The sequence below is a fragment of the Agrobacterium sp. NPDC090283 genome (assembly GCF_044769685.1).
Lineage (GTDB): Bacteria > Pseudomonadota > Alphaproteobacteria > Rhizobiales > Rhizobiaceae > Agrobacterium.
This window is the reverse complement of record NZ_JBIVYG010000011.1, coordinates 42,291-62,566: the sequence shown is the minus strand read 5'-3', so window position 1 is coordinate 62,566 and position 20,276 is coordinate 42,291. Positions and strand designations below refer to the sequence as shown.

Here is a 20,276-nt window from a genome sequence, read left to right as displayed (position 1 = left end):
CTACCAAAACGGGAGACTAACCATGGCACTGAAACATTACGGATTGGCGCTCTGCGCTTTCGCATTTGCCGGTTCCACCGCCCTCGGCACGGTGGCGGCGCATGCCGCCGACAAGGAGATCAGCTGGATCTATTGCGGCGACAAGATGGATCCCATCCATGAAAAATACATCAAGGAATGGGAAGGCAAGAACGCTGGCTTCAAGGTCGTGCCTGAGGTCGTCGGCTGGGAGCAGTGCCAGGACAAGGCCACCACGCTCGCTGCCGCCGGCACGCCGGTCGCCATGGCCTATGTCGGTTCGCGCACGCTGAAGCAGTTCGCGCAGAACGATCTCATCGTTCCGGTGCCGATGACCGAAGACGAAAAGAAGAGCTATTACCCCAACATCGTCGACACGGTCACCTTCGAGGATACGCAATGGGGCGTGCCGGTCGCTTTCTCGACCAAGGCGCTTTACTGGAATAAGGATCTGTTCAAGAAGGCCGGCCTCGATCCGGAAGTGCCGCCGAAGACCTGGGCTGAAGAAATCGCCTTTGCCAAGCAGATCAAGGAAAAGACCGGCATTGCCGGTTACGGCCTGCCTGCCAAGACCTTCGACAATACCATGCACCAGTTCATGCATTGGGTTTACACCAATAATGGCAAGGTAATTGACGGCGACAAGATCACCGTCGACAGCCCGCAGGTCGTCGCCGCGTTGAAGGCTTACAAGGACATTACGCCCTATTCCGTCGAAGGCCCGACCGCCTACGAGCAGAACGAAATCCGCGCGATCTTCCTCGACGGCAAGGTTGGCATGATCCAGGCCGGTTCGGGTGCTGCAACCCGCCTGCAGGAAACCAAGATCAACTGGGGCATCGCTACCCTGCCGCTCGGTCCTGAAGCCAAGGGTCCCGGCACGCTGCTCATCACCGACAGCCTTGCGATCTTCAAGGGAACGGGCGTGGAAGAAAAGGCGACCGAATTCGCCAAATTCATCACCTCGCCCGGCCCGCAGGGTGAATATGAGCTGCAGGGCGGTGCTGGCCTCACCCCGCTGCGTCCGTCAACCAAGGTCGATGAATTCGTCGCCAAGGATCCCTTCTGGAAGCCGCTGATCGAGGGTATCGCCTATGGTGGTCCCGAGCCGCTCTTCACCGACTACAAGGGCTTCCAGGACACGATGATCGAGATGGTGCAATCCGTCGTTACCGGCAAGGCAACACCGGAAGATGCCGCAAAGAAGGCATCCGCCGCTCTTGAGCAGTACAAATAATTTCTCATGACCACGGATGCGGGCGCAAGGCCGCCCGCATCCTCTCAATTTCGCTGCGGGAATGCCGGCGCCCTTTTTTGGCGCTCCCTCCCGTACTTTTCAACGGTTCCGATCCGGCGTGGTTTCGTCCCTGTTTCGGAACATCTCTGAACGTGGCCTGATGTCGGCCGCTGACGGGAGAGGCAAGTCTTGGGTCAGCTTTATCTCAACAACGTCCGCAAGAACTATGGACATTTCGAAGTCATCAAGGGCGTTCAGCTCGACATCAGGGATGGCGAGTTCGTCGTTTTTGTCGGCCCTTCGGGATGCGGTAAATCCACATTGCTGCGCATGATCGCCGGCCTTGAGGAAATTTCCGCCGGCGACGTCGTCATTAACGGCGTCAAGGTCAATGAATTGCCGCCGGTCAAACGCGGCATCGCCATGGTGTTCCAGTCCTATGCGCTCTATCCGCATATGACGGTTTTTGAAAACATCGCTTTTCCCCTCCGGGTCGAGAAGATGGAGGAGGAGAAGATCAGGCAGAAGGTCGAGGGTGTCGCGAAAATACTCCAGCTTGACCAGCGCCTGCAGCAGCGGCCCGGCAATCTGTCCGGTGGCCAGCGCCAGCGCGTGGCGATCGGTCGCGCCATCGTTCGGGAGCCGAAAATATTCCTGTTCGACGAGCCGCTTTCGAACCTCGATGCCGCCCTTCGCGCCGATATGCGCATCGAACTGACCAATCTTCACAAGACGCTGAAGGCGACGATGATCTACGTCACCCACGATCAGGTGGAGGCCATGACCATGGCTGACCGTATCGTGGTGCTGAATGCCGGGGAAATCGCCCAGGTCGGTGCGCCGCTCGAGCTTTATCACAAGCCGGCGAACCTGTTTGTGGCCGGCTTCATCGGCAATCCGAAAATGAACTTCCTGAAGGTCACCTGCAAATCGGTCAGCGCCGAGGGCGTGACGGTGGCCTATGAGGGTCAGACGATCACCGTGCCTGTCGAGCCTCGTGCAGGCCTTGAGGGTAAGCAGCTGACGCTCGGCATTCGCCCGGAACATACAGGTCTCGAAGCGGCCGATCTCAACATCAAGGTCGCGCCGAGCGTGATCGAGCGGCTTGGGGTGAATACCATCGCTTATGGCGTCGCCCCGACGGGTGAGAATTATTGCGCTCTGCTTCCCGGCTCCGCGCCCGTTATCGTGGATGAGCCGATCGTCACCGGCGTCAAGGCGTCGGATTGCCATTTGTTCGATGAAAGTGGCATTGCTCTCGATCGTCGCGTCGACCTGTCAGTCCTCAAGCTGATCCAATAGGAACGGAGCCGGGCCATGCATTCTGTCGTTCCATGCCCGGCTTTTCCTTATGCGCTTCGTTTTCGGCGTTTTTCGTCCGTCGCCGCAAGGCGAAAAAACAACGCCGGGCGTCCGGCCCGACGTTCGAGGTTGTCGTGTATGTCCGCTGGATCACGGCATCGGGTTGGGCATGTAACCGGTAAAGCCGCTGATCTTCCAGCGGCCCTGGTGCAGCCGGCAATAATAGAGCGTCTGCCACTTCATGACGTCGAAGCTGCCATCGGCCTTGCGAAGCCCGCCATCGAACTTCTTGCGCACCAGCGCGGTTTCGCCTTCCACTTCGATCTCTTCCAGCGTGGTGGTGGTGAAAATCGCATGGCGCGGGTCTTCCGCGAATTGCTGGGTCTGGAAATCCTTTGCCTGCCGCAGCCATTCGTCGCGATAGGCCGCAAGCGAGGGGAAGGAGAGGCGCCAATTGTCCGGGTTCGCGTCGCGGTTGGCGTTGATGCCGAGGAAACCGTCCTCAACGAAATCATCCGCGACCTTCGACCAGTCGGCGGAAAGGAAGGCGTCGATATCGCGCGTCACGAGCATCTCCCAGATGGAGTGGCGGGCGGTGTCGGTTTCGGAAAAGGGGTTCTTGAAGGGATCACGCATGGCTTGGGTCCGTTGTTGAAATTATTTTCAAGATTTGGAGATTTCTCTGGTGAATATTGTTGGCATATGCTCATCTCTCAATCAATAAAGAAAATAATTTTCAATACGAGAGTATCCGTCGTGTCGTCAGGGGGACGAAACATGGTCGATTCATGGGTCTATGCGGTTGACGGACGCGCTTTATTAGGGTGCATCGGCAATGGGGCCAGGCGTTAAGTTTTGGCGGAACGGAGACCGGTGAGCATGGATATTTTCGCAAGGATACAGGAAGACAAGGGGCAGTTCTCGCAATCGGAACGGCGGATCGCCGATATTCTGGTTTCGGACTTCGAATTCGCCGTCAATGCGTCGATCATCGAGCTTGCAGCCCGTGCAGAGGTCTCGCCGCCGACGGTGACGCGGTTCTGCCGTCGTCTCGGTTGCCAGAGCTTTTCGGATTTCAAGGTCAGCCTTGCCAAGACGGCCTATGTGGGTGTGCGGTATCTCACGTCAGAACCTTCCAGCACCGGCCCTTCCGATGTCGCGGAAGAGGTGTTGGCCAAGGCGCAGGAAGCACTGTTCCTGCTCCACAAGACACTCGATCCCGCGATTGCCGATGAAGCGGCGGTCAGGATCGCCAATAGCGGCATGATCTACGCCTTCGGTGCGGGCGGCAATTCCTCGATGATCGCTTCGGAAATCCAGAACCGGCTGTTCCGGCTAGGTTTGCGCGTTTCGACCAGTGCCGATCACAGCATGCAACTGATGATGACGGCGGCGGCGCGCAAGGAAGACGTGATTATCGGTTCGTCGTTTTCCGGCCGCAACATGGAACTGGTGAAGTGTTTCCGGCTGGCGCGGGAAATGGGGGTCACCACCATCGCGCTTACCCAGAGCGACACGCCTGTCGCTGCTGCGGCCGATATGGTGGTGGCGGTTAATGTGCCCGAAGGGAACAATATCTTCCGACCGACCTCGTCCCGTTACGCCTATCTGGCCGCCGTCGACATATTGGCGACGCTTGCCGCTTACCACCAGCGGCAAAGATCGATGGTGACGTTGCGCCACATCAAGCAGCAGCTCGTGGAGCATCGCGATCCGGATGACAAGCAATTGCTCGGTGACTGAGGGCGAGAAAAAATACGGGCAGTTTTGCCTGGGGGCCCCCCTGTGGGGGTCGGAAAGTTTCAAGGGAGTTGTAAAGGTGATGAAGGACAGGAAAGACCAGCTCGCCATCGTAACCGGTGCGGCAGGGGATATTGGCCGGGCGATTGCCGCGGCACTTTCTGAAAGCCATGCGAAGGTGGTGCTGGTCGATATCGATGCCGGCGCGCTGTCCGAAGCGCTTTCCAGGCTTTCCGGTCCGGGCTTCGTTGCGAAAACCTGTGATGTCACCGATCCGCAGGATCTTGCGCGGCTGGCCGCAGACGTTTCCGAGCTGGGGGATGTTGCCACCCTGGTCAACAATGCCGGAGCGGCACGGGCCGTCAGCCTGCATGACACGACCGCTGAGATCTGGCGCAAGGACAATGCGCTCAATCTGGAAGCGCCGTTTCTCTGCTTCAGGGCTTTCGAGGAGGCGCTGAAGCGCACCCAGGGTTCCGTGGTCAATATCACCTCCGTCAATGGCGTGGCGGTGTTTGGCCATCCTGCCTATAGCGCGGCAAAGGCCGGGCTGATCCATCTGACCAAGCTGATCGCCGTCGAATACGGCAAATTCGGCATCCGCGCCAACGCGGTCGCGCCGGGCACCGTGCGCACGCAGGCATGGGAGGCGCGCGCCGCCACCAATCCCCAGGTCTTCGAGGAAGCCAAACACTGGTATCCGCTGCAGCGTATCGTCAGACCCGAGGATGTGGCCAATGCGGTTGCCTTTCTGGCCGGTCCGCAGGCCGGGGCCATCAGCGGCGTATGCCTGCCGGTCGACTGCGGGTTGACGGCGGGGCAGGCGCCGCTGGCCCGGACTTTTTCGCAATCCGAACATTACTGACCGAAACCCTCTGACGGGTTCAATGCGCAATAAGGGGAGCATCATGGCGCTCGCACACTATCGTCTCGAAAATTCATGGCATCCGCTCGCAGAGTCCGCATCCGGCGGCTTCACCTTCACGCTGGTCAATCTTTCCCGCGAACCGCTAAAGGATTTTCGCATCGTCTATACGTCGCTGACACGAACAGTGGACAAACCGGTGTGCGGCAATGCCATCTATCTGCGCCGCAACGCCAATTTCCATGAATTTGCCCCTCCGTCCGGTTTCGTGCTGGAGCCGGGCAAATCCTGGCGCTTCACCGTCGATGGCCTGTTGAGACCCGCCCGGCATCGCACGGATGGCGCGAAATCCGCCTATGTCAGCCTTGCCGATGGCACACATCGCGCCGTGGATGTGGGTGACCTGATGCTGGATGGGCGCCACAGCGAGCCGGCGCCGGTGCTGCTTCCCGAAGGCAAGCTCGATCTGCCCTTCGCCATCCAGCCCTGGCCCGCTGAAATCGATGCTGAGCCGGGCGAGGGCTTTCCCGTCGCACTTTTCCCGACGGAAGACGCCAGGGCGGAGGAAGTGCTTGCGGTGGAAACAGTGCTGTCGCTGTTCCGCAGGCTCTTTGCCGTCGGGCATATGCCTTTCAGCCTTGCACCGGTGCATGAGGGAAAACCGTTGCATTTCAAGCAGCATAGCGGGCTGGAAGCGGAAGGTTATCGCATCACCTTCTCCAACAACGCTGTCACCGTGGAATATTCGGCCGCTGCCGGCCTACAATATGGCCTGACGGTTCTGGCGCAGCTGCTGCATGGCGTACGTATCGATCCGAAGTTCCGTTTCCCGGCCTCCGGCACGATCAGCGATGCGCCGCGTTACAGCTGGCGCGGCTGCCATCTGGATGTTTCGCGGCAATTTTATCCAACCGATGATGTGCTGCGGCTGATCGATATTCTCGCATGGCTGCGCATGAACCGCTTCCATTGGCACCTGACGGATGATGAGGCGTGGCGTCTCGAAATCAAGGCCTATCCGCTGCTGACCACCGTTGGCGCGACGCGCGGGCCGGATGCGCCGCTTCTGCCGCAGCTCGGTAATGGTGCGGAACCGGTTTCCGGCTATTACACGCAGGATGATGTGCGTCTGGTCGTGGCGCATGCGGCGGCGTTGAATGTCGAAATCGTGCCGGAGGTGGATATTCCCGGTCACAGCACCGCGGCTCTTGTTGCCTATCCGGAGTTGACGGACGGGCAGGAAGCACCGGACAGCTATCGTTCGGTGCAGGGATATCCCAATAATGCGCTCAACCCGGCCATCGAGCCGACCTATGAATTCCTCGGCAAGATCTTCGATGAGATGGTGGAGCTGTTCCCGTCGCGGCTCATCCATATCGGCGGCGACGAGGTTGCAGATGGCTCGTGGCTCGCCTCGCCCCTCGCCAAGGCGCTGATGGACAAGGAAGGGCTGGACGGCACCTTCGGCATTCAGTCCTATTTCATGAAACGTATTCAGACGATGCTGCATGAGCGCGGCCGCCAGCTTGCCGGCTGGGATGAGGTTTCCCATGGTGGCGGTGTCGATCCGGCCGGAACATTGCTGATGGCATGGCAGAAGCCGGAAGTCGGGCTTGAGCTTGCTAAGCAGGGTTATGATGTGGTGATGACGCCGGGTCAGGCCTATTATCTCGACATGGTGCAGGACGAAGCTTGGCAGGAGCCCGGCGCAAGCTGGGCCGGCACGGTTCCGCCGTCGCACACCTATGCTTATGAAGCTGTCGGTGACTTTCCAGAAGAATTGAAGGAGCGGATGAAGGGCGTTCAGGCCTGCATCTGGTCTGAACATTTCCTCAACCGCGCCTATTTCAACCATCTGGTTTTCCCGAGGCTGCCGGCCATTGCCGAGGCGGCGTGGACGCCAAAGGCCCAGAAGGACTGGCTGCGCTTTTCCGCCATCGTTCCCCTTAGCCCGGTTTATTGAGGGGAGGGCGACATGCGTATTGCCGTTGGCGGAATTCATACCGAATGCAGCACCTATTCCCCTGTTCTGATGGAGCAGGAGGATTTTCGCGTCTTTCGCGGTGCGGAGCTTCTGGAGGCCGAATATTTTAACTTCCTCGGCGAAGGCGGGGCGGACGTATTGCCGCTTCTGCATGCGCGGGCGGTGCCGGGCGGCCCGGTGTCGCGCGTGACCTATGAGGCGTTCAAGGCTGAGTTTCTCGAACGCCTTACGGCGTGTCTGCCGCTCGACGGACTTTACCTTGCCATGCATGGCGCGATGAATGTCGAAGGTATGGACGATGCTGAAGGGGACTGGATTTCCAGTGCCCGCGCCGTGGTCGGAACGGATGTCGTGGTCTCTGCGAGCTATGATCTGCATGGCAATGTCAGCCAGACGATCATCGATCAGCTGGATATATTTGCCGGCTATCGAACGGCGCCGCATATCGACGTGCGCGAGACGATGGTGCGGGCGTGGACGATGTTGTTGAGAGCCCTGAAAACCGGTGAAAAGCCGGGCGTGGCCTGGGCGAAAATTCCCGTTCTGCTGCCGGGTGAAAAGACGTCAACGGAAGATGAACCGGCCCAAAGTCTCTATGCGGTTCTGCCTGACTATGATGCCCGACCCGGCATATGGGATGCGAATTTCATGATCGGTTACGTCTGGGCGGACGAGCCACGCGCAACGGCCTGCGCCGTGGTGACGGGAACGGATAAAGCGGCAGCGCAAGCTGTCGCGACCAAGATCGCACAATCCTACTGGAATGCCCGGCGGGATTTTCGTTTCGGCCCCGTGACCGAGCCGCTTGAGGTCATTCTGGATATTGCGGAAAAAACCGCAAGCCGGCCGGTCATCCTTGCCGACTCGGGCGACAATCCGACGGGAGGCGGGGTTGGAGATCGCGCCGATGTTTTGGCTGCACTGATTGCGCGCAACTGGCAGGGTGCGCTGCTGGGCGGCATCACCGACAAGCCGGCGGTCGAAGCCTGTTTTGCAGCCGGCGAAGGTGCGAGCCTTTCCCTGAAGATCGGCGGCAGTCTCGATCCGCAGAGCCCTTCCGTCACCGTCGAAGCCAAGGTTCTGAAACTGGACGATCCAGGTGCGGCCGCTCAGCGGCAGGCGGTGGTCTCCACCGGCGGCATCACGGTCATTCTGGCGGCGCGGCGCAGGCCTTATCACATGATTTCCGATTTCACCCGTCTCGGCTTTAATCCAAAGGACGTGCGGCTGCTGGTCGTCAAGTCAGGTTATCTTTCACCGGAGCTTGCGCCGATCGCCAATCCCAACCTCATGGCGCTGACGGAAGGGGTCATCAATCAGGATATCGAAAACCTTCCAAATCGCCGCCGGGACGGCGATTTTTACCCCTGGAAGCCGCATTTCGACTATAGCCCCAAACCTATCCTTTCGGCCCGCTGGCGATGACGGCGGTCCGGTAGCTCCTATCCAGCGATCCGGCGGTGCCGGATCATCTCAGGCGAATATCCATGCCGTCGGCTCTTTCCATCGTCATCAACAATCCGTCGATCCGCATCGGGGCGCTCGCCATCCTGTTCTTCGGATTTTCGAATGCGGCGACCGCGCCCTATCAGGCGGTCATCGGCATTCGTGAAATCGGTCTCAGCAACAGCGTCTATTCCCTGCTGATGCTGTTTGCCGCCGTCATCAATGTCAGCGCCAGTGTCTTGATGGGCATCGTCGCCGACAGGCTGGGTGAATATCGCAAGCCGATGCTCTATATCGCGCTCTTCGGTGTCAGCGGTTATATGCTGGTCTATCTGGCCGGCAACGCTACCGCCTTTGTCGCCGCAAAGCTCGTGCTCCTGCCGATTTTCGGGGCGATGAATTCGTTGATCTTCGCGCATGTGCGTGCCGATGCGCGCAACCTTTCAACGGGCGACATGATCGCGGTGAATTCGATCATGCGGGCGACGATCTCGCTTTCCTGGGTGCTGGTGCCGGGCATTGTCGGTATTTTTCTGGTGAATTCCGGCAATATGCTGATGGCATTCCTGTTTTCGGGCATCTGCGCGCTCGTCTGCTTTCTGCTCGTCGCCTTCTGCCTGCCACGGGCCGCCACGCCGGCATCTGCGAAGACCGAAGCGCGTTTCGGCCTGCGTGCCTCGCTTGCGGAAATCGGATCGCGGCGGGTGCTGCTCAGGGTCATCGCCATTGCGCTCATCTGTTCGATGCTGCACCTCAACGATTCCGTGCGCTCGCTCATCATAACCGGACAGGCAAAGGGCACTGTGGCGGATATCGGTATTGTTGCGGGTATCGTCGCTGCGCTGGAAATCGTCTTCATTCTTCTATGGGGCTGGATCGAGAAGAAGGTTCCGCAGACACTGACACTTGCGGCGGGAGCGGGGCTTTATGCCATCTATCTCATCCTGCAGGGGCTTGCTTCCGCGCCGTGGCATATCTACGCGCAGACGGTCATCAGTGCGCTGGGTGCCGCGGCGATCATCAGCATTCCCATTACCTATCTGCAGGAACTGATCGCGGACCGGCCGGGACTGGGAAGCTCGCTGATTGCCGTCAATATCTTCCTCGGCGCTGGTCTGGGTGCGTTGATTTTTGCCGTTGGAACCCTGGTCTCCACCTATTCGGGGACTTCAATATTGGGAGCGATCGTGGGGCTTGGCGGCGTTTATATGCTTTACGCGCTTGATGGAAAGGGCCGCCGCAGGTAACGGCCACCCAAATGAAAGAGGTTACGATGATTCTCGAAATTTGCGTGGACGACGTCGCCGGTCTGGAAGCGGCGGTCAATGGCGGCGCCGACCGCATCGAGCTCTGCGCGGCGCTGTCGGGCGGCGGTGTCACGCCATCGGCGGGTTTCATGCAACGGGCGGCGTCCTGTGGGCTGCCGGTGAGCGTCATGATCAGGCCGCGGGCGGGTGATTTCGTGTTCACGCGCGACGAAGCGGATGTGATGAAACGCGATATCGACACGGCACGGGCCGCCGGCCTTTCCGGCGTGGTGCTCGGCGCATCGCGTGGCGATGGTTCGCTCGATATCGGCTTGCTTGAAGAACTGCTCAGTCATGCCGACGGGCTGGATGTGACCTTGCACCGGGCGTTCGATGTCGTACCCGACATGGAAGAGGCCCTGGAAGCCGCCATCGCGTTGGGGTTCCCAAGAATTCTCACCTCCGGTGGTGCGCGTTCGGCGTTTGAGGGGATGGAGGCTCTGGCACGCCTGTCGGAGATTGCCGAAGGGCGGATCGTCATCATGCCCGGTGCCGGTGTGCGTCCGCAGAGCGTCCAGACCTTGCTGGATCGCTTTCCGATCACGGAGATTCACGCATCCTGCTCCGCCGTTCCATCCTACGATCCGGATAGCAGGGTGGCGAAGCTCGGTTTCACCGGCGCGGGGCGCAAGGTTACCGATGAGGCGGCGGTTCGCGACTTGAAGACAATTCTCACCGCTCATCAAAAAGGCGGCGCAGAACTCTAGCCGTTCCGGCCGCGCCGTCGAGATCGAGCGTGATCTTGCCGGGTGCCGGCAAGGCCAGCGCCGTCTTGATGGCATCGGCCATCGGCTGCGCCGAAATGTCCTTCTCCTCCAGCACATTCGCCAGCCCCAGCCGCGTCAGGCGTTCGGCGCGGGCGCTTTGCTCTGTTTCGCCACCGGCTGCGAAGGGAACTAGAAGCGAGCGGCATCTGGCCTGAAGAATATCGCAGACTGTATTGTAACCCGCCTGTGACACCGAAAGCCGTGCGCCGGCGAGCAGACTTGCGAAATCCTTGCGGAAACGGAAGACGGATACATTGTCCGGCGCCTCTGCCGAGATCGCATCGAAATCCGCCTGCGGCATGTTTGGACCGGTCACGAGGCACCAGTTCCTGATGCCATCAAGGAGAGGGGCCGCCTCAAGAGCAGCCCGAATGAGTGCGGCACCGACGGCGCCCCCGCCTGCGGAAACCACGATATCGAATTTTTCCGCCGGTTCCGGCGGCGGAAGGGGAGCGACGAGGCCGGTATAGACGATGCGCTGGCTGATCTCGCCGGCAAGCGGAAACGTGTCTTCCAGCCGGGCGAAATCGGGATCGCCGTGCACGAGCACTGCGTCGAAATGTTTCTTCACCAGGGACACGGTCTCTTCGTCCCTGCCGGGCTTGGTCTTTTCCTGCAGGATATCACGCAATGATGTCATCACGAGCGGGCGCGGTTCGCTATCCTCGATCTCATCGAGAAGCGGCAACAATTCGAAGCGCACCTGCCTGCGGCCGAAAGGAAAAGCCTCGATGATAACGATATCGGGTTTGGCACCGTGATAGGCGCCGATCAGCATATCGGTCCTAAGCCTCCTGAAGTCGTCATCCACCGGTTTGCCGGAACTGTCGACCAGACCGGCAAAGCTGCCGTCGCTGACGGCAATGGGCGGCAATTCGACATGGCGGATGCCCTCGCCCGGAAAGCCCGGAACCGGCGTGCCGCCGGTCACCAGCACGACATCGAAACCGTCCGCCTGAAGGGCGCTGGCAATACGGCTGGCGCGGGCGATATGGCCGATGCCGAGAAGATGCTGGACGTAGAAGAAGACGCAGGGGCGTTTTTCCGGATCGGTCATGGCGTTTTTTCCCACTCGGTCTCGAACAGGGCCTTCAACTCGGCAATGCTGGTGCGATGGTCGAAAGCCGTTCGGACGCGGTCTTCGGCGGCAGCGCCCAGACGCTGGCGCAATTGCGGATCGGTGATCGCGGCGCGAAGTGCTTCTGCAAAGGCGGCCGGATTTTCCGGCTCGGTCAGCAGGCCGTTTTCACCACTGACGAAGAATTCCGGAATGCCTGAGATATTGGTGGAGATGCAGGTCAGCGCCTGGCTCGCGGCCTCGACCAGCACATTGGGAAGGCCGTCCCGGTCGCCATCGCTGGTGATGCGGCAGGCAAGGGCGAAGAGGTCCGCTTCCCGGTAGTTCTCCAGCACCTGTTTCTGGTCCATGGCCCCGGTCCAGACGATCCTGTCGGCAATGCCGAGTTCGTCCGCGAGTTTCTTCAGCGCAACCAGTTCGTCACCGCCGCCGATATGGGTGAAACGCCAATGGATATCCTGCGGCAGCGAGGCGAGCGCGCGCAGGAGAATATCGATGCCCTTTTTCTTGACCGCCCGGCCGACGCTTAAAATCCTCACCGGATCATCGGCATCTGAACCATCTCTTGCCGGGCGCGGCGTGTCGAAATGCGGGAAACGGGTGAGATCGAGGCCATGATAGCTCAGATGCACATTCTGTCTGGCCCCGGAAAGGCTCTGCAGATGCCGAAAGCCGCCAGCGGTGCAGGTCACGGCCCAGCGCGCGCTTTGCAGCTTTGCGGCAAGGTCGCGGTCGCTGGAGGTCCAGATATCCTTGGCATGGGCCGAAATCGTCCAGGGCGTGCCTGTCATGAGGTGGGTATAGGCGGCGACCGAGGCCGGTGTGTGGATGAAATGGACATGCAGCCATTCGGCATCTTCAGGCCATTCATGCGCGAGCACCGCCGCCTGGCCAAAACGGCGGAAGCGGTTGCGGCTGAGATCATGCGGCAGATCGCTGAAAAACTGGCGAAGCGCTTTGGTGAAGCCCGGCTTTTTGCGGCAGGCCCAGAGCGCCTTCAAAACCCGCAACGGCTCCTCGTGCAGATATTCCGGCAGGTATGTGACGGGCGCGCGGATTTCATCGTGAACGGGATGGCGTTTTTTATCCGTCGGCCGGCGCATCGACATGAGTTCGAGTTTCAGCCCGGCCTTTTCCAGCCCCAGAAGCTCCTGGGCGATGAAAGTCTCGGACAGGCGCGGATAGCCCTTGAGGAGCACCACGATTTTTTTTGTATCGGTCACGTTGCGCGTGTCTCTTTTGAAGCGGTGTTTGTCGGGGCGCCTGTCACGCGGTCAGCGTGATCGGCGCCTTGTCGCCCTCGGGCGGCAGCCATTCGGCGATCCGGCGCGATATGTTTTCCAGACCGTCGAGCTTCAGCCCGCGCGCATTGACGGAAGGCGGAGCGCGGTTCGGCAGCGCTTTCAGAGCTGCCGCCATTTTTGCCGGGTTTTCGGCATCTTCCGGCAGAAGCATGTCGAAAAGGCCAAGCTCCGAAGCGCGGCTGGCGCGGATGAGCTGCTCTTCCCGCGGCACCGTGCGGGGCACGACGAGGGCGGGCTTGTCGAAGGACAATATCTCGCAGACGGTGTTGTATCCGCCCATGGAGACGACGGCCTGCGCGCCGGCGACGAGATCTTCCATGCGGTTGTCGAATTCAATGATCTCGATATGGGGAATATCGGCAACGCTGCTCATGAAGCGCTGACGCTGATCGGCGGGCATATAGGGGCCGAGCACGACAAGCGCCTTGTGCGTCAGTTCCGGATCATGGCGATAGGCATTGATGACATCGTCGATAAGTTCACTGCCATCGCCGCCGCCGCCGGTGGTGATGAGAAGATAATCGCCTTCCGGCCGATGCGCCACGGTTTCGGCCTGCGTTTTGGATCGTTGCAGAAAGCCCACGAAATCCATCTTGTCGCGCACGGTCTGCGGAACGTCGAGCCCCGTCAGTGGATCGTGGAAATCCGGCGGGCCGTAGACCCAGACATGGTCATAGAACTGGCCGATCTTGGTCATGACATTGTTGCGCTTCCACTCGGCCTCGAGCAGCTGCGGCGCATCCATGACGTCGCGCAGGCCTATGACGAGCTTGGTGCCCTGTCCCTTGAGATAGGCGAGCGTTTCCTCCACCTCGCCGCGCAGGCCCATGGGCTCCTTGTCGACGATGAAGATGTCAGGCTGGAAGCTTTCGGCTGTGTGGTAGATGATGGAGCGGCGCATCTTCAGCGTTTCCTGAAGATCGATATGCCTGTCCATGGACGTATATTCGCCGTTGCGCAGCTTGATGACGCTCGGGATTTTCACGAAATCGACGCGGGCGCGGTAATCGAAAGCGCCGGCAATCGTCGCGCCTGAAATGATGAGGACGTTGAGGCCGCGATAATCCTCCACCAGAGCATGCGCGATGGTGCGACACCGCCGCAGATGCCCGAGCCCGAAGGAATCATGGCTGTACATGAGGATACGCGCGTCGTTCAAACGGGAGGTCATGGGCCACACCTCTTTTTGCCTTTCACAAAAAAGGCGATGGCGGAAGGGCAGTTTATCAAAGGGTGTTCCATTTTATCTGAAGGGATCCGCAGCATCACGTAGTCCGTCACCGAAGAAATTAAAGGCCAGAATGACGAGAACGACCGGGATCGTCGGGATGAGAAGCCATGGATATAGCGCAATGACGCTGACGCTGCGCGCCTCCGTGAGCAGAATTCCCCAACTTGTGATCGGTGGCCTGAGACCGAGGCCAAGGAAGCTCAGTGCGGTTTCGCCGAGAATCATGCCGGGTATCGTCAGGGTGGCCGAGGCGATGAGATGCGACATGAAGCCGGGAATAAGGTGCCTGCCGATGATGCGCGGCGTGCCGGCACCCATCAATTGTGCAGATAAAACATAGTCTTCTTCGCGAAGCGCCAGAAGTTTTGAGCGCACGGCGCGCGCAAGGCCCGTCCAGTCCAGCATGCCGAGAATGATGGTGATGCCGAGATAGACGAGGATGGGGCTCCAGGTCACCGGCATGATTGCCGCAAGCGCCAGCCATAACGGAATGCTCGGGATGGATTGCAGCACCTCGATGATGCGCTGGACGATCAGGTCGAAGGTGCCGCCGCGATAACCCGCCAGACCGCCGATCACAATGCCGAGAACGAAGCTCATGGCGACGCCGAGGAGGCCGATGGTCAGCGAAATGCGCGCGCCATAGATGATGCGAGACAGCACGTCACGGCCGAGACGATCCGTGCCGAGCAGGAACAATTCACCGCCCTCCGCCGGGCAGACGAGATGGGTTCTGCCCTCGAACATGCCCCAGAAACGATAGGTATCGCCCTTGCAGAAGAAACGCAGCGGCTGGATATCCGTCGGCACATCCCGATAGACGCGCCGCAGATTGTCCATGTCGAGCGTCATTTCCCGGCCATAAACGAAGGGGCCGACAAATTTTCCGTCATTGAACAGGTGAATGGCCTGCGGCGGGGCGTAGATATGTTCGATATTGCGGGTGTGGAGATTATAGGGCGCGAGAAACTCGCTGATCAGGATCGAAAGATAAAGCACCACCAGAAAGGCGCCGGACCATACCGCGATCTTGTGCTGACGGAACTGCCACCACATGAGGCGGAGCTGTGAGGCCTTGCTGAAGGCCGCCATTCCCGACGTGTTGGGTTCGATCAGCGACGGGTCGAACGGTGCGGTGGAGACATAATGTGGCAGCGCTTCGCCGGGTTTCGGAATGGATGAAGTCATTTGACGTTACCACCTCCGAAGCGGATGCGCGGATCGAGTATGGCAAGGGCGATATCCGACACCAGAACGCCGATCACCGTCAGGAATGCGAGGAACATCAGGAACGAACCGGCCAGATACATATCCTGGCTCTGTAACGCCCGGATGAGCATGGGGCCGGTGGTTTCGAGCGACAGGACGACGGCGGTGATTTCCGCGCCTGATATGATGGCGGGCAGGATCGAGCCGATGTCCGAGATGAAGAAATTCAGCGCCATGCGCAGCGGATATTTGGTGAGCACCTTGAAGGGGTGCAGCCCTTTGGCGCGGGCTGTGACGACATATTGTTTCTGCAATTCATCCAGTAGATTGGCGCGCAGGCGGCGGATCATGCCGGCGGTGCCCGCCGTTCCGATGATGAGAACGGGAATCCAGATATGTTCGAGGATCGATTTGAACTTTGCCCAGCTCATCGCCTGGTTCAGATATTCCCGGTCCATCAGATGGCCGATGGAGATGCCGAACCAGATATTGGCGAAATACATCAGGATCAGCGCCAGCATGAAGTTGGGAATGGCGATGCCGAGCAGGCCGAGAAAGGTGAGCCCGTAGTCACCCCAGCTGTATTTATGCGTGGCGGAATAGATGCCGATCGGAAAGGCAAGGATCCAGGTGACGATGATGGTGACGAAGGAGACAAGAACCGTCAGCCAGAGGCGGTCTCCCACCACATCGCTGACCGGCAGCTGATATTCGAAGGAATAACCGAAGTCACCGACCAGCATGCCGGTCGCCCAGCGGAAATAACGGATCGGGGCCGGCTGGTCGAAACCGTAGCGGACGCGCAGTTCCTCGATTTCGGCAAGGTTCGCCGTTTCGCCCATGGCGCGCAGCTCGGCGACGTAACTTTCGAAATAATCGCCTGGTGGTAGCTCGATGATGGTGAAAACAAGCATCGAGATCAGGATCAGCGTGGGGATCATTACGAGGATGCGCTTTACAATATACCGCAGCATATCAGGCGTCTCCGTCATACCAGAAGCTATCCGGCATATAGACGCCGAGATAGGATGTGGGCTCGTAACCGAAAAGCGCCTTGTCCGGCACGTTTCGCATGCGTTTGACATGGACGACGGGTTGCAGCGCGCCATTGACGATGCCGATCGAAAATACCTGCTGCGTGTAAATACCGAGCATTTCCAGCCAGATGGCTTCGCGCTCCTGTTCGGTGACGCTTCTGCGCCATTTTTTTAGGAGATCGAGCAGATGCGCCGCCTCCGGCAGATCGGGCTCCTTGCCCTCGCGTCCGCCGGAAAGATAATGCACGCCCCAGACCGGCCATTGCAGCTGGTCATCACCGGTGGGCGCGAGGCCGGAAGGCAGCATGTCCGGCGTCGGCACGCCATTGTCCATGCCCATCCATACCGACATCAGCACCTCGCCGCCCATGGCGCGTTTGCGGAAGACATCGCGCTGGGTGGGGCGGACGGAAACGGCAATGCCGATATGCCGCCAGTGATCCGTCACCAGTTCCATCACGTCGGTTTCGAGCGTGCTCTCGCCTGTCGTTTCGACGATGATATAGGCCGGACGACCATCCGGCAGGAGCCGAAGGCCGGCATTGTCGCGCTTGTCGAGACCGGCTTCATCAAGCAGCCTGTTGGCTGCCGCCCGGTCGAAGGCGCTCCAGGCGTCCGCAAATTCCTGCCGGTAAAGCGGGCTTTCCGGCAGAACGGTATCGGCGCTTTCCTTTGCCAGCCCGTAAAAGCAGACCATGTTGATTTCGTGCCGGTTTATCGCGAGCGACAGCGCCCGGCGCACGCGGACATCCTGGAAAGCGCTGCGCCAGACCGGGTCGGCGCAATTGAGGTTGGGCAGCAGCGCAATGCGCGACCCCTGAGAGCGCTTGTAGAGGTTCACCTTCAGGGGAAAGCGCTTTTCGGCATCCTTCAAAAAGGTGTAATCGGCGAAATCGAGGCCGAAATATTGCAGATCGCTGTCGCCGGACGCCGTCTTGGCCGAGATGATGTCGGACGAGGTGACGTTGAGCAGGAAACGATCGAGATAGGGCAGTTGCAGGCCGTTTTCGTCGACCCGGTGATAATAGGGGTTACGCTCGAAGACGAATTGTTCGGCCGGCGGCGCGGTGGTGTTGCGCCAGGCATCCAGCGTCGGCAGGTCGGGATTTTCAGGACGCACCTGCCGCGACATCTTGATATGCAGCCCGCTCCAGTCATCCGTCTTGTTTTTCTTGATCAGCTTGGCAAGCTTTTCCGGCGTCTGATATTTGACGTGGAACTGTTTCATATAGGCGGCGGGCAAAAATAGGCGCGCCGGCGAAGCGGCGGCGAGTTTCGCCAGAAAATCCGGGTTCGGACCATCCCAGGTGTAGCGCACCGTCAACGGGTCAACGACCTCGATCAGCGGCGGCTTGCTGTTGACCAGAAGTTCGATCGGCGGGCCGCCCTTGTGGATTTCCCTGTTGAGGGCGACGTCCTCCCAGAAATAGCGAAAATCCTCGGAGGTGAAATCGCTGCCGTCGGACCATTTGTGGCCTTCGCGCAGCTTGAAGGTGAAGATGCGTTCTTCCTCTACGTCGTAGCTTTCGAGAATATCCGGATGAAGCTCGAATTTCTCGTCATAGCCGACAAGGCGGGCATAGCTGCTGATCGGCATGAGCCTGATATCGCGCTGGCCGCCAATGAGCATGCGTACCGAGCCGCCATGGTTTCCCGGCTCCCGACCAAGCGCTTTCATGTCGATGACGCGCGGGTTTTTCGGCAGGCGTTCGGCCACGTCGGGCAACTCGCCCTTTTCGCGTTTTTCCTTGAAATAGGTGGGGTCGGTATAGGCGGCGCGGGCATAGGCCGGCAGGAAGACGGAGGCCAGGAGGGCAAGGGTGGTGCGACGCGTGATCAAGGGCGAAGCTCCCGGATATCGGCGTTGCCGTTTGCAAGGACGAAATGGCCTTCGCCGAGATCGGCGGAAATCATGTCGCCATCACCCTCGTCGCGAAACTGTTTGCCCCAGTCGAATTTGCCCGTCGCGCTGATCTTGCCGATGGTGCGGAAATCGAGCGGACGGTCGAGATCTGGGAAAGGCACGGCCGCCAGCAAGGATTTGGTATAGGGGTGAACCGGAGAACGCATCAGGATTTCGCGCGGCGCCAGTTCCACGATACGGCCCTCGCACATCACGGCCACGCGGTCGGCCATATAGTCCACCACCGCGAGATTGTGCGAAATGAAGAGATAGGTGAGCCCGAGGTCCTGCTGCAAATCCTTCAGCAGATTGAGGATTTGCGCCTGCACGGAGACGTCGAGAGCGGAAACGGGTTCGTCGCAGATGACAAGCTCGGGACCGAGCGCCAATGCCCTGGCAATGCCGATACGCTGCCTCTGGCCGCCCGAAAAACTGTGCGGGTAACGGTTCAGCGCGCTTTCTCCAAGCCCGATGGCCCTAACGAGATTGCGCACTTTCTCCGCGCGGTATTTCGCATCGCCCCGTCCGTGGATTTCCAGCGGCTCGCTCAGGATGTTGCCCACGGTCATGCGTGGAGACAGCGACGATATCGGGTCCTGAAAGACCATCTGTATCTTCGACCGCAGCTCCTTGAGGTCTCCGTCCCTGGCATTGAGGACGTCGATGTCGCCCTCAGGCCGGTGAAAGGTCACCGAGCCTTCATCCGGGCGAACGGCGCGCATGAGGATTTTGCTGACGGTGGTCTTGCCGCTGCCGCTTTCGCCCACCAGCCCGAGGCATTCGCCGCGGCGAATTTCAAAACTGACGCTGTTGACCGCCTTGGTGGCGTTGGCGTCACCTTTGCGAAACCAGCTGGACTTTCGGGTCGTGAAGGTCTTGCTGATATTGTCCACGGTCAGAAGCGGGCCGGGGGTCTTGTTCACGGCTGCGGTTTTCTTGCCAACGAGGCTTTCGTGGTCAATGTTGATTTCGCGCAGCGCCTTCAGCCTTTCGCCGGGCTTCATGTCGAAATGCGGCACGGCGGCCATCAGGCCCTTGAGATAGGGGTGGCTCGGCGACTTGAAGATGTCGTCGACCGTGCCGGCCTCCATGATTTCGCCCTGATAGATCACGGCTACCTCGTCGGCGATGTTGGCCACCACGCCGAGATCGTGGGTGATGAGCAGCATGCTCATGTTCAGGCGGCTCTGGAGATCGCGCAAGAGCTTGAGGATTTGCGCCTGTATGGTCACATCCAGCGCCGTCGTCGGCTCGTCGGCGATCAGAAGTGCTGGACGACAGATCAGCGCCATGGCGATCATGGCGCGCTGGCGCATGCCGCCCGACAATTCGAAGGGATACATGTTCACGACCTTCCTGGGTTTGGAAAACCCCACGAGGTCGAGCGTTTCATACATTTTTTCCGCACGTTCGGCAGGCGACAGGATGCTGTGAATCCTGAGCGCCTCGTCGATCTGGTTGCCGACGGTGTGCAGCGGCGAGAAAGATGTCATCGGCTCCTGAAAAATCAGGCCGATGCGGTTTCCGCGTATCGAACGGATTTCCCGGCCGTCCTTCGGCAGTTGCAGCAGATCGACGGGGCGGGCTGCGGCATTTTCCGGATCGGTAAACAGCACGCGACCGTTCACGCGCGCCGTCTTGGGATGAATGCCCATGATGGTCTGGCCGATGACGGATTTTCCGGAGCCGGACTCGCCGACGAGAGCCGTGACTTTTCCCGGAAGAATGCGAAGGCTGGTGCCCCTGACGGCATCGATGGTGCCGCCCATGAGAGAAAACGAGACCCGCAGATTTTCAATACGGAGCAAATCTGCGCCTGCGCTCATGCCAAAGGGTTCCTTGCCGTCT

16 protein-coding genes are annotated in these 20,276 nt (G+C 59.8%); 8 read left to right on the top strand and 8 right to left on the bottom strand.

Annotation, left to right across the window (positions count from 1 at the left end):
- Positions 1 to 22 precede the first annotated feature (22 nt).
- Positions 23 to 1,255: an ABC transporter substrate-binding protein gene (locus tag ACIQUH_RS16760; protein ID WP_400817054.1), complete on the top strand. Its 1,233-nt coding sequence runs from the start codon at positions 23 to 25 to the stop codon at positions 1,253 to 1,255.
- 189 nt (positions 1,256 to 1,444) lie between these two features.
- Positions 1,445 to 2,557, top strand: coding sequence for an ABC transporter ATP-binding protein (locus tag ACIQUH_RS16755; protein ID WP_400817052.1), 1,113 nt, complete (start codon positions 1,445 to 1,447; stop codon positions 2,555 to 2,557).
- Between the two features lie 150 nt (positions 2,558 to 2,707).
- On the opposite strand, the gene ACIQUH_RS16750 is transcribed toward ACIQUH_RS16755, so the two are convergent.
- Positions 2,708 to 3,193 (bottom strand): hypothetical protein, encoded by a 486-nt coding sequence (locus tag ACIQUH_RS16750; protein ID WP_400817050.1) that lies wholly within the window; start codon positions 3,191 to 3,193, stop codon positions 2,708 to 2,710.
- A 243-nt stretch (positions 3,194 to 3,436) separates the two neighbouring features.
- Between ACIQUH_RS16750 and ACIQUH_RS16745 the strand changes: the two genes are divergently transcribed.
- The 6 genes from ACIQUH_RS16745 (at position 3,437) to ACIQUH_RS16720 (ending at position 10,606) form a co-directional block, all read left to right on the top strand.
- A complete protein-coding gene (locus ACIQUH_RS16745) occupies positions 3,437 to 4,300 on the top strand; it encodes a MurR/RpiR family transcriptional regulator (RefSeq protein ID WP_400817048.1) in 864 nt (287 codons plus the stop codon).
- Positions 4,301 to 4,379: 79 nt separating this feature from the next.
- Entirely contained in the window at positions 4,380 to 5,162 is a 783-nt protein-coding gene (locus tag ACIQUH_RS16740; RefSeq protein ID WP_400817046.1) for an SDR family oxidoreductase, read from the top strand.
- A 43-nt stretch (positions 5,163 to 5,205) separates the two neighbouring features.
- Complete coding sequence (locus ACIQUH_RS16735) at positions 5,206 to 7,125, top strand: beta-N-acetylhexosaminidase (protein WP_400817044.1); 1,920 nt, start codon at positions 5,206 to 5,208, stop codon at positions 7,123 to 7,125.
- A 12-nt stretch (positions 7,126 to 7,137) separates the two neighbouring features.
- Positions 7,138 to 8,571 (top strand): M81 family metallopeptidase, encoded by a 1,434-nt coding sequence (locus tag ACIQUH_RS16730; RefSeq protein WP_400817042.1) that lies wholly within the window; start codon positions 7,138 to 7,140, stop codon positions 8,569 to 8,571.
- Positions 8,572 to 8,633: 62 nt separating this feature from the next.
- Positions 8,634 to 9,839, top strand: coding sequence for an MFS transporter (locus tag ACIQUH_RS16725; RefSeq protein ID WP_400817040.1), 1,206 nt, complete (start codon positions 8,634 to 8,636; stop codon positions 9,837 to 9,839).
- Between the two features lie 26 nt (positions 9,840 to 9,865).
- A complete protein-coding gene (locus ACIQUH_RS16720; protein ID WP_400817038.1) occupies positions 9,866 to 10,606 on the top strand; it encodes a copper homeostasis protein CutC in 741 nt (246 codons plus the stop codon).
- Here ACIQUH_RS16720 and ACIQUH_RS16715 read toward each other — a convergent pair.
- The 7 genes from ACIQUH_RS16715 to ACIQUH_RS16685 form a co-directional block, all read right to left on the bottom strand.
- Entirely contained in the window at positions 10,572 to 11,723 is a 1,152-nt protein-coding gene (locus tag ACIQUH_RS16715; protein ID WP_400817036.1) for a glycosyltransferase family protein, read from the bottom strand. The two genes, ACIQUH_RS16720 and ACIQUH_RS16715, sit on opposite strands and share 35 nt — an antisense overlap.
- Positions 11,720 to 12,967, bottom strand: coding sequence for a glycosyltransferase (locus tag ACIQUH_RS16710; RefSeq protein WP_400817034.1), 1,248 nt, complete (start codon positions 12,965 to 12,967; stop codon positions 11,720 to 11,722). Before ACIQUH_RS16710 ends, ACIQUH_RS16715 begins: the two co-directional genes overlap by 4 nt.
- Before the next feature lie 43 nt (positions 12,968 to 13,010).
- Positions 13,011 to 14,219 carry a glycosyltransferase family protein gene (locus ACIQUH_RS16705; RefSeq protein WP_400817032.1) on the bottom strand — a complete coding sequence of 403 codons (1,209 nt, stop codon included), beginning with the start codon at positions 14,217 to 14,219 and terminating at the stop codon, positions 13,011 to 13,013.
- Positions 14,220 to 14,291: 72 nt separating this feature from the next.
- Entirely contained in the window at positions 14,292 to 15,467 is a 1,176-nt protein-coding gene (locus ACIQUH_RS16700; protein WP_065656984.1) for an ABC transporter permease, read from the bottom strand.
- Positions 15,464 to 16,462, bottom strand: a complete 999-nt coding sequence (locus ACIQUH_RS16695) for an ABC transporter permease (RefSeq protein ID WP_400817029.1) — start codon at positions 16,460 to 16,462, stop codon at positions 15,464 to 15,466. The genes ACIQUH_RS16700 and ACIQUH_RS16695 overlap by 4 nt, the downstream gene beginning before the upstream one ends.
- A gap of 1 nt (position 16,463) precedes the next feature.
- Complete coding sequence (locus ACIQUH_RS16690) at positions 16,464 to 18,365, bottom strand: ABC transporter substrate-binding protein (protein WP_400817027.1); 1,902 nt, start codon at positions 18,363 to 18,365, stop codon at positions 16,464 to 16,466.
- The gene (locus ACIQUH_RS16685) at positions 18,362 to 20,254 is read right to left on the bottom strand and encodes an ABC transporter ATP-binding protein (RefSeq protein ID WP_400817025.1); all 1,893 of its coding nucleotides are present in this window, start codon (positions 20,252 to 20,254) and stop codon (positions 18,362 to 18,364) included. The genes ACIQUH_RS16690 and ACIQUH_RS16685 overlap by 4 nt, the downstream gene beginning before the upstream one ends.
- Positions 20,255 to 20,276: the final 22 nt, after the last annotated feature.

Bases quoted from the DNA above. Each gene is read 5' to 3' on its own strand.
- ACIQUH_RS16760 (WP_400817054.1), top strand. From the start codon at position 23: ATGGCACTGAAACATTACGGATTGGCGCTCTGCGCTTTCGCATTTGCC.
- ACIQUH_RS16750 (WP_400817050.1), bottom strand. From the start codon at position 3,193: ATGCGTGATCCCTTCAAGAACCCCTTTTCCGAAACCGACACCGCCCGC.
- ACIQUH_RS16745 (WP_400817048.1), top strand. From the start codon at position 3,437: ATGGATATTTTCGCAAGGATACAGGAAGACAAGGGGCAGTTCTCGCAA.
- ACIQUH_RS16740 (WP_400817046.1), top strand. From the start codon at position 4,380: ATGAAGGACAGGAAAGACCAGCTCGCCATCGTAACCGGTGCGGCAGGG.
- ACIQUH_RS16735 (WP_400817044.1), top strand. From the start codon at position 5,206: ATGGCGCTCGCACACTATCGTCTCGAAAATTCATGGCATCCGCTCGCA.
- ACIQUH_RS16730 (WP_400817042.1), top strand. From the start codon at position 7,138: ATGCGTATTGCCGTTGGCGGAATTCATACCGAATGCAGCACCTATTCC.
- ACIQUH_RS16725 (WP_400817040.1), top strand. From the start codon at position 8,634: ATGCCGTCGGCTCTTTCCATCGTCATCAACAATCCGTCGATCCGCATC.
- ACIQUH_RS16720 (WP_400817038.1), top strand. From the start codon at position 9,866: ATGATTCTCGAAATTTGCGTGGACGACGTCGCCGGTCTGGAAGCGGCG.
- ACIQUH_RS16715 (WP_400817036.1), bottom strand. From the start codon at position 11,723: ATGACCGATCCGGAAAAACGCCCCTGCGTCTTCTTCTACGTCCAGCAT.
- ACIQUH_RS16705 (WP_400817032.1), bottom strand. From the start codon at position 14,219: ATGACCTCCCGTTTGAACGACGCGCGTATCCTCATGTACAGCCATGAT.
- ACIQUH_RS16700 (WP_065656984.1), bottom strand. From the start codon at position 15,467: ATGACTTCATCCATTCCGAAACCCGGCGAAGCGCTGCCACATTATGTC.
- ACIQUH_RS16695 (WP_400817029.1), bottom strand. From the start codon at position 16,462: ATGCTGCGGTATATTGTAAAGCGCATCCTCGTAATGATCCCCACGCTG.
- ACIQUH_RS16685 (WP_400817025.1), bottom strand. From the start codon at position 20,254: ATGAGCGCAGGCGCAGATTTGCTCCGTATTGAAAATCTGCGGGTCTCG.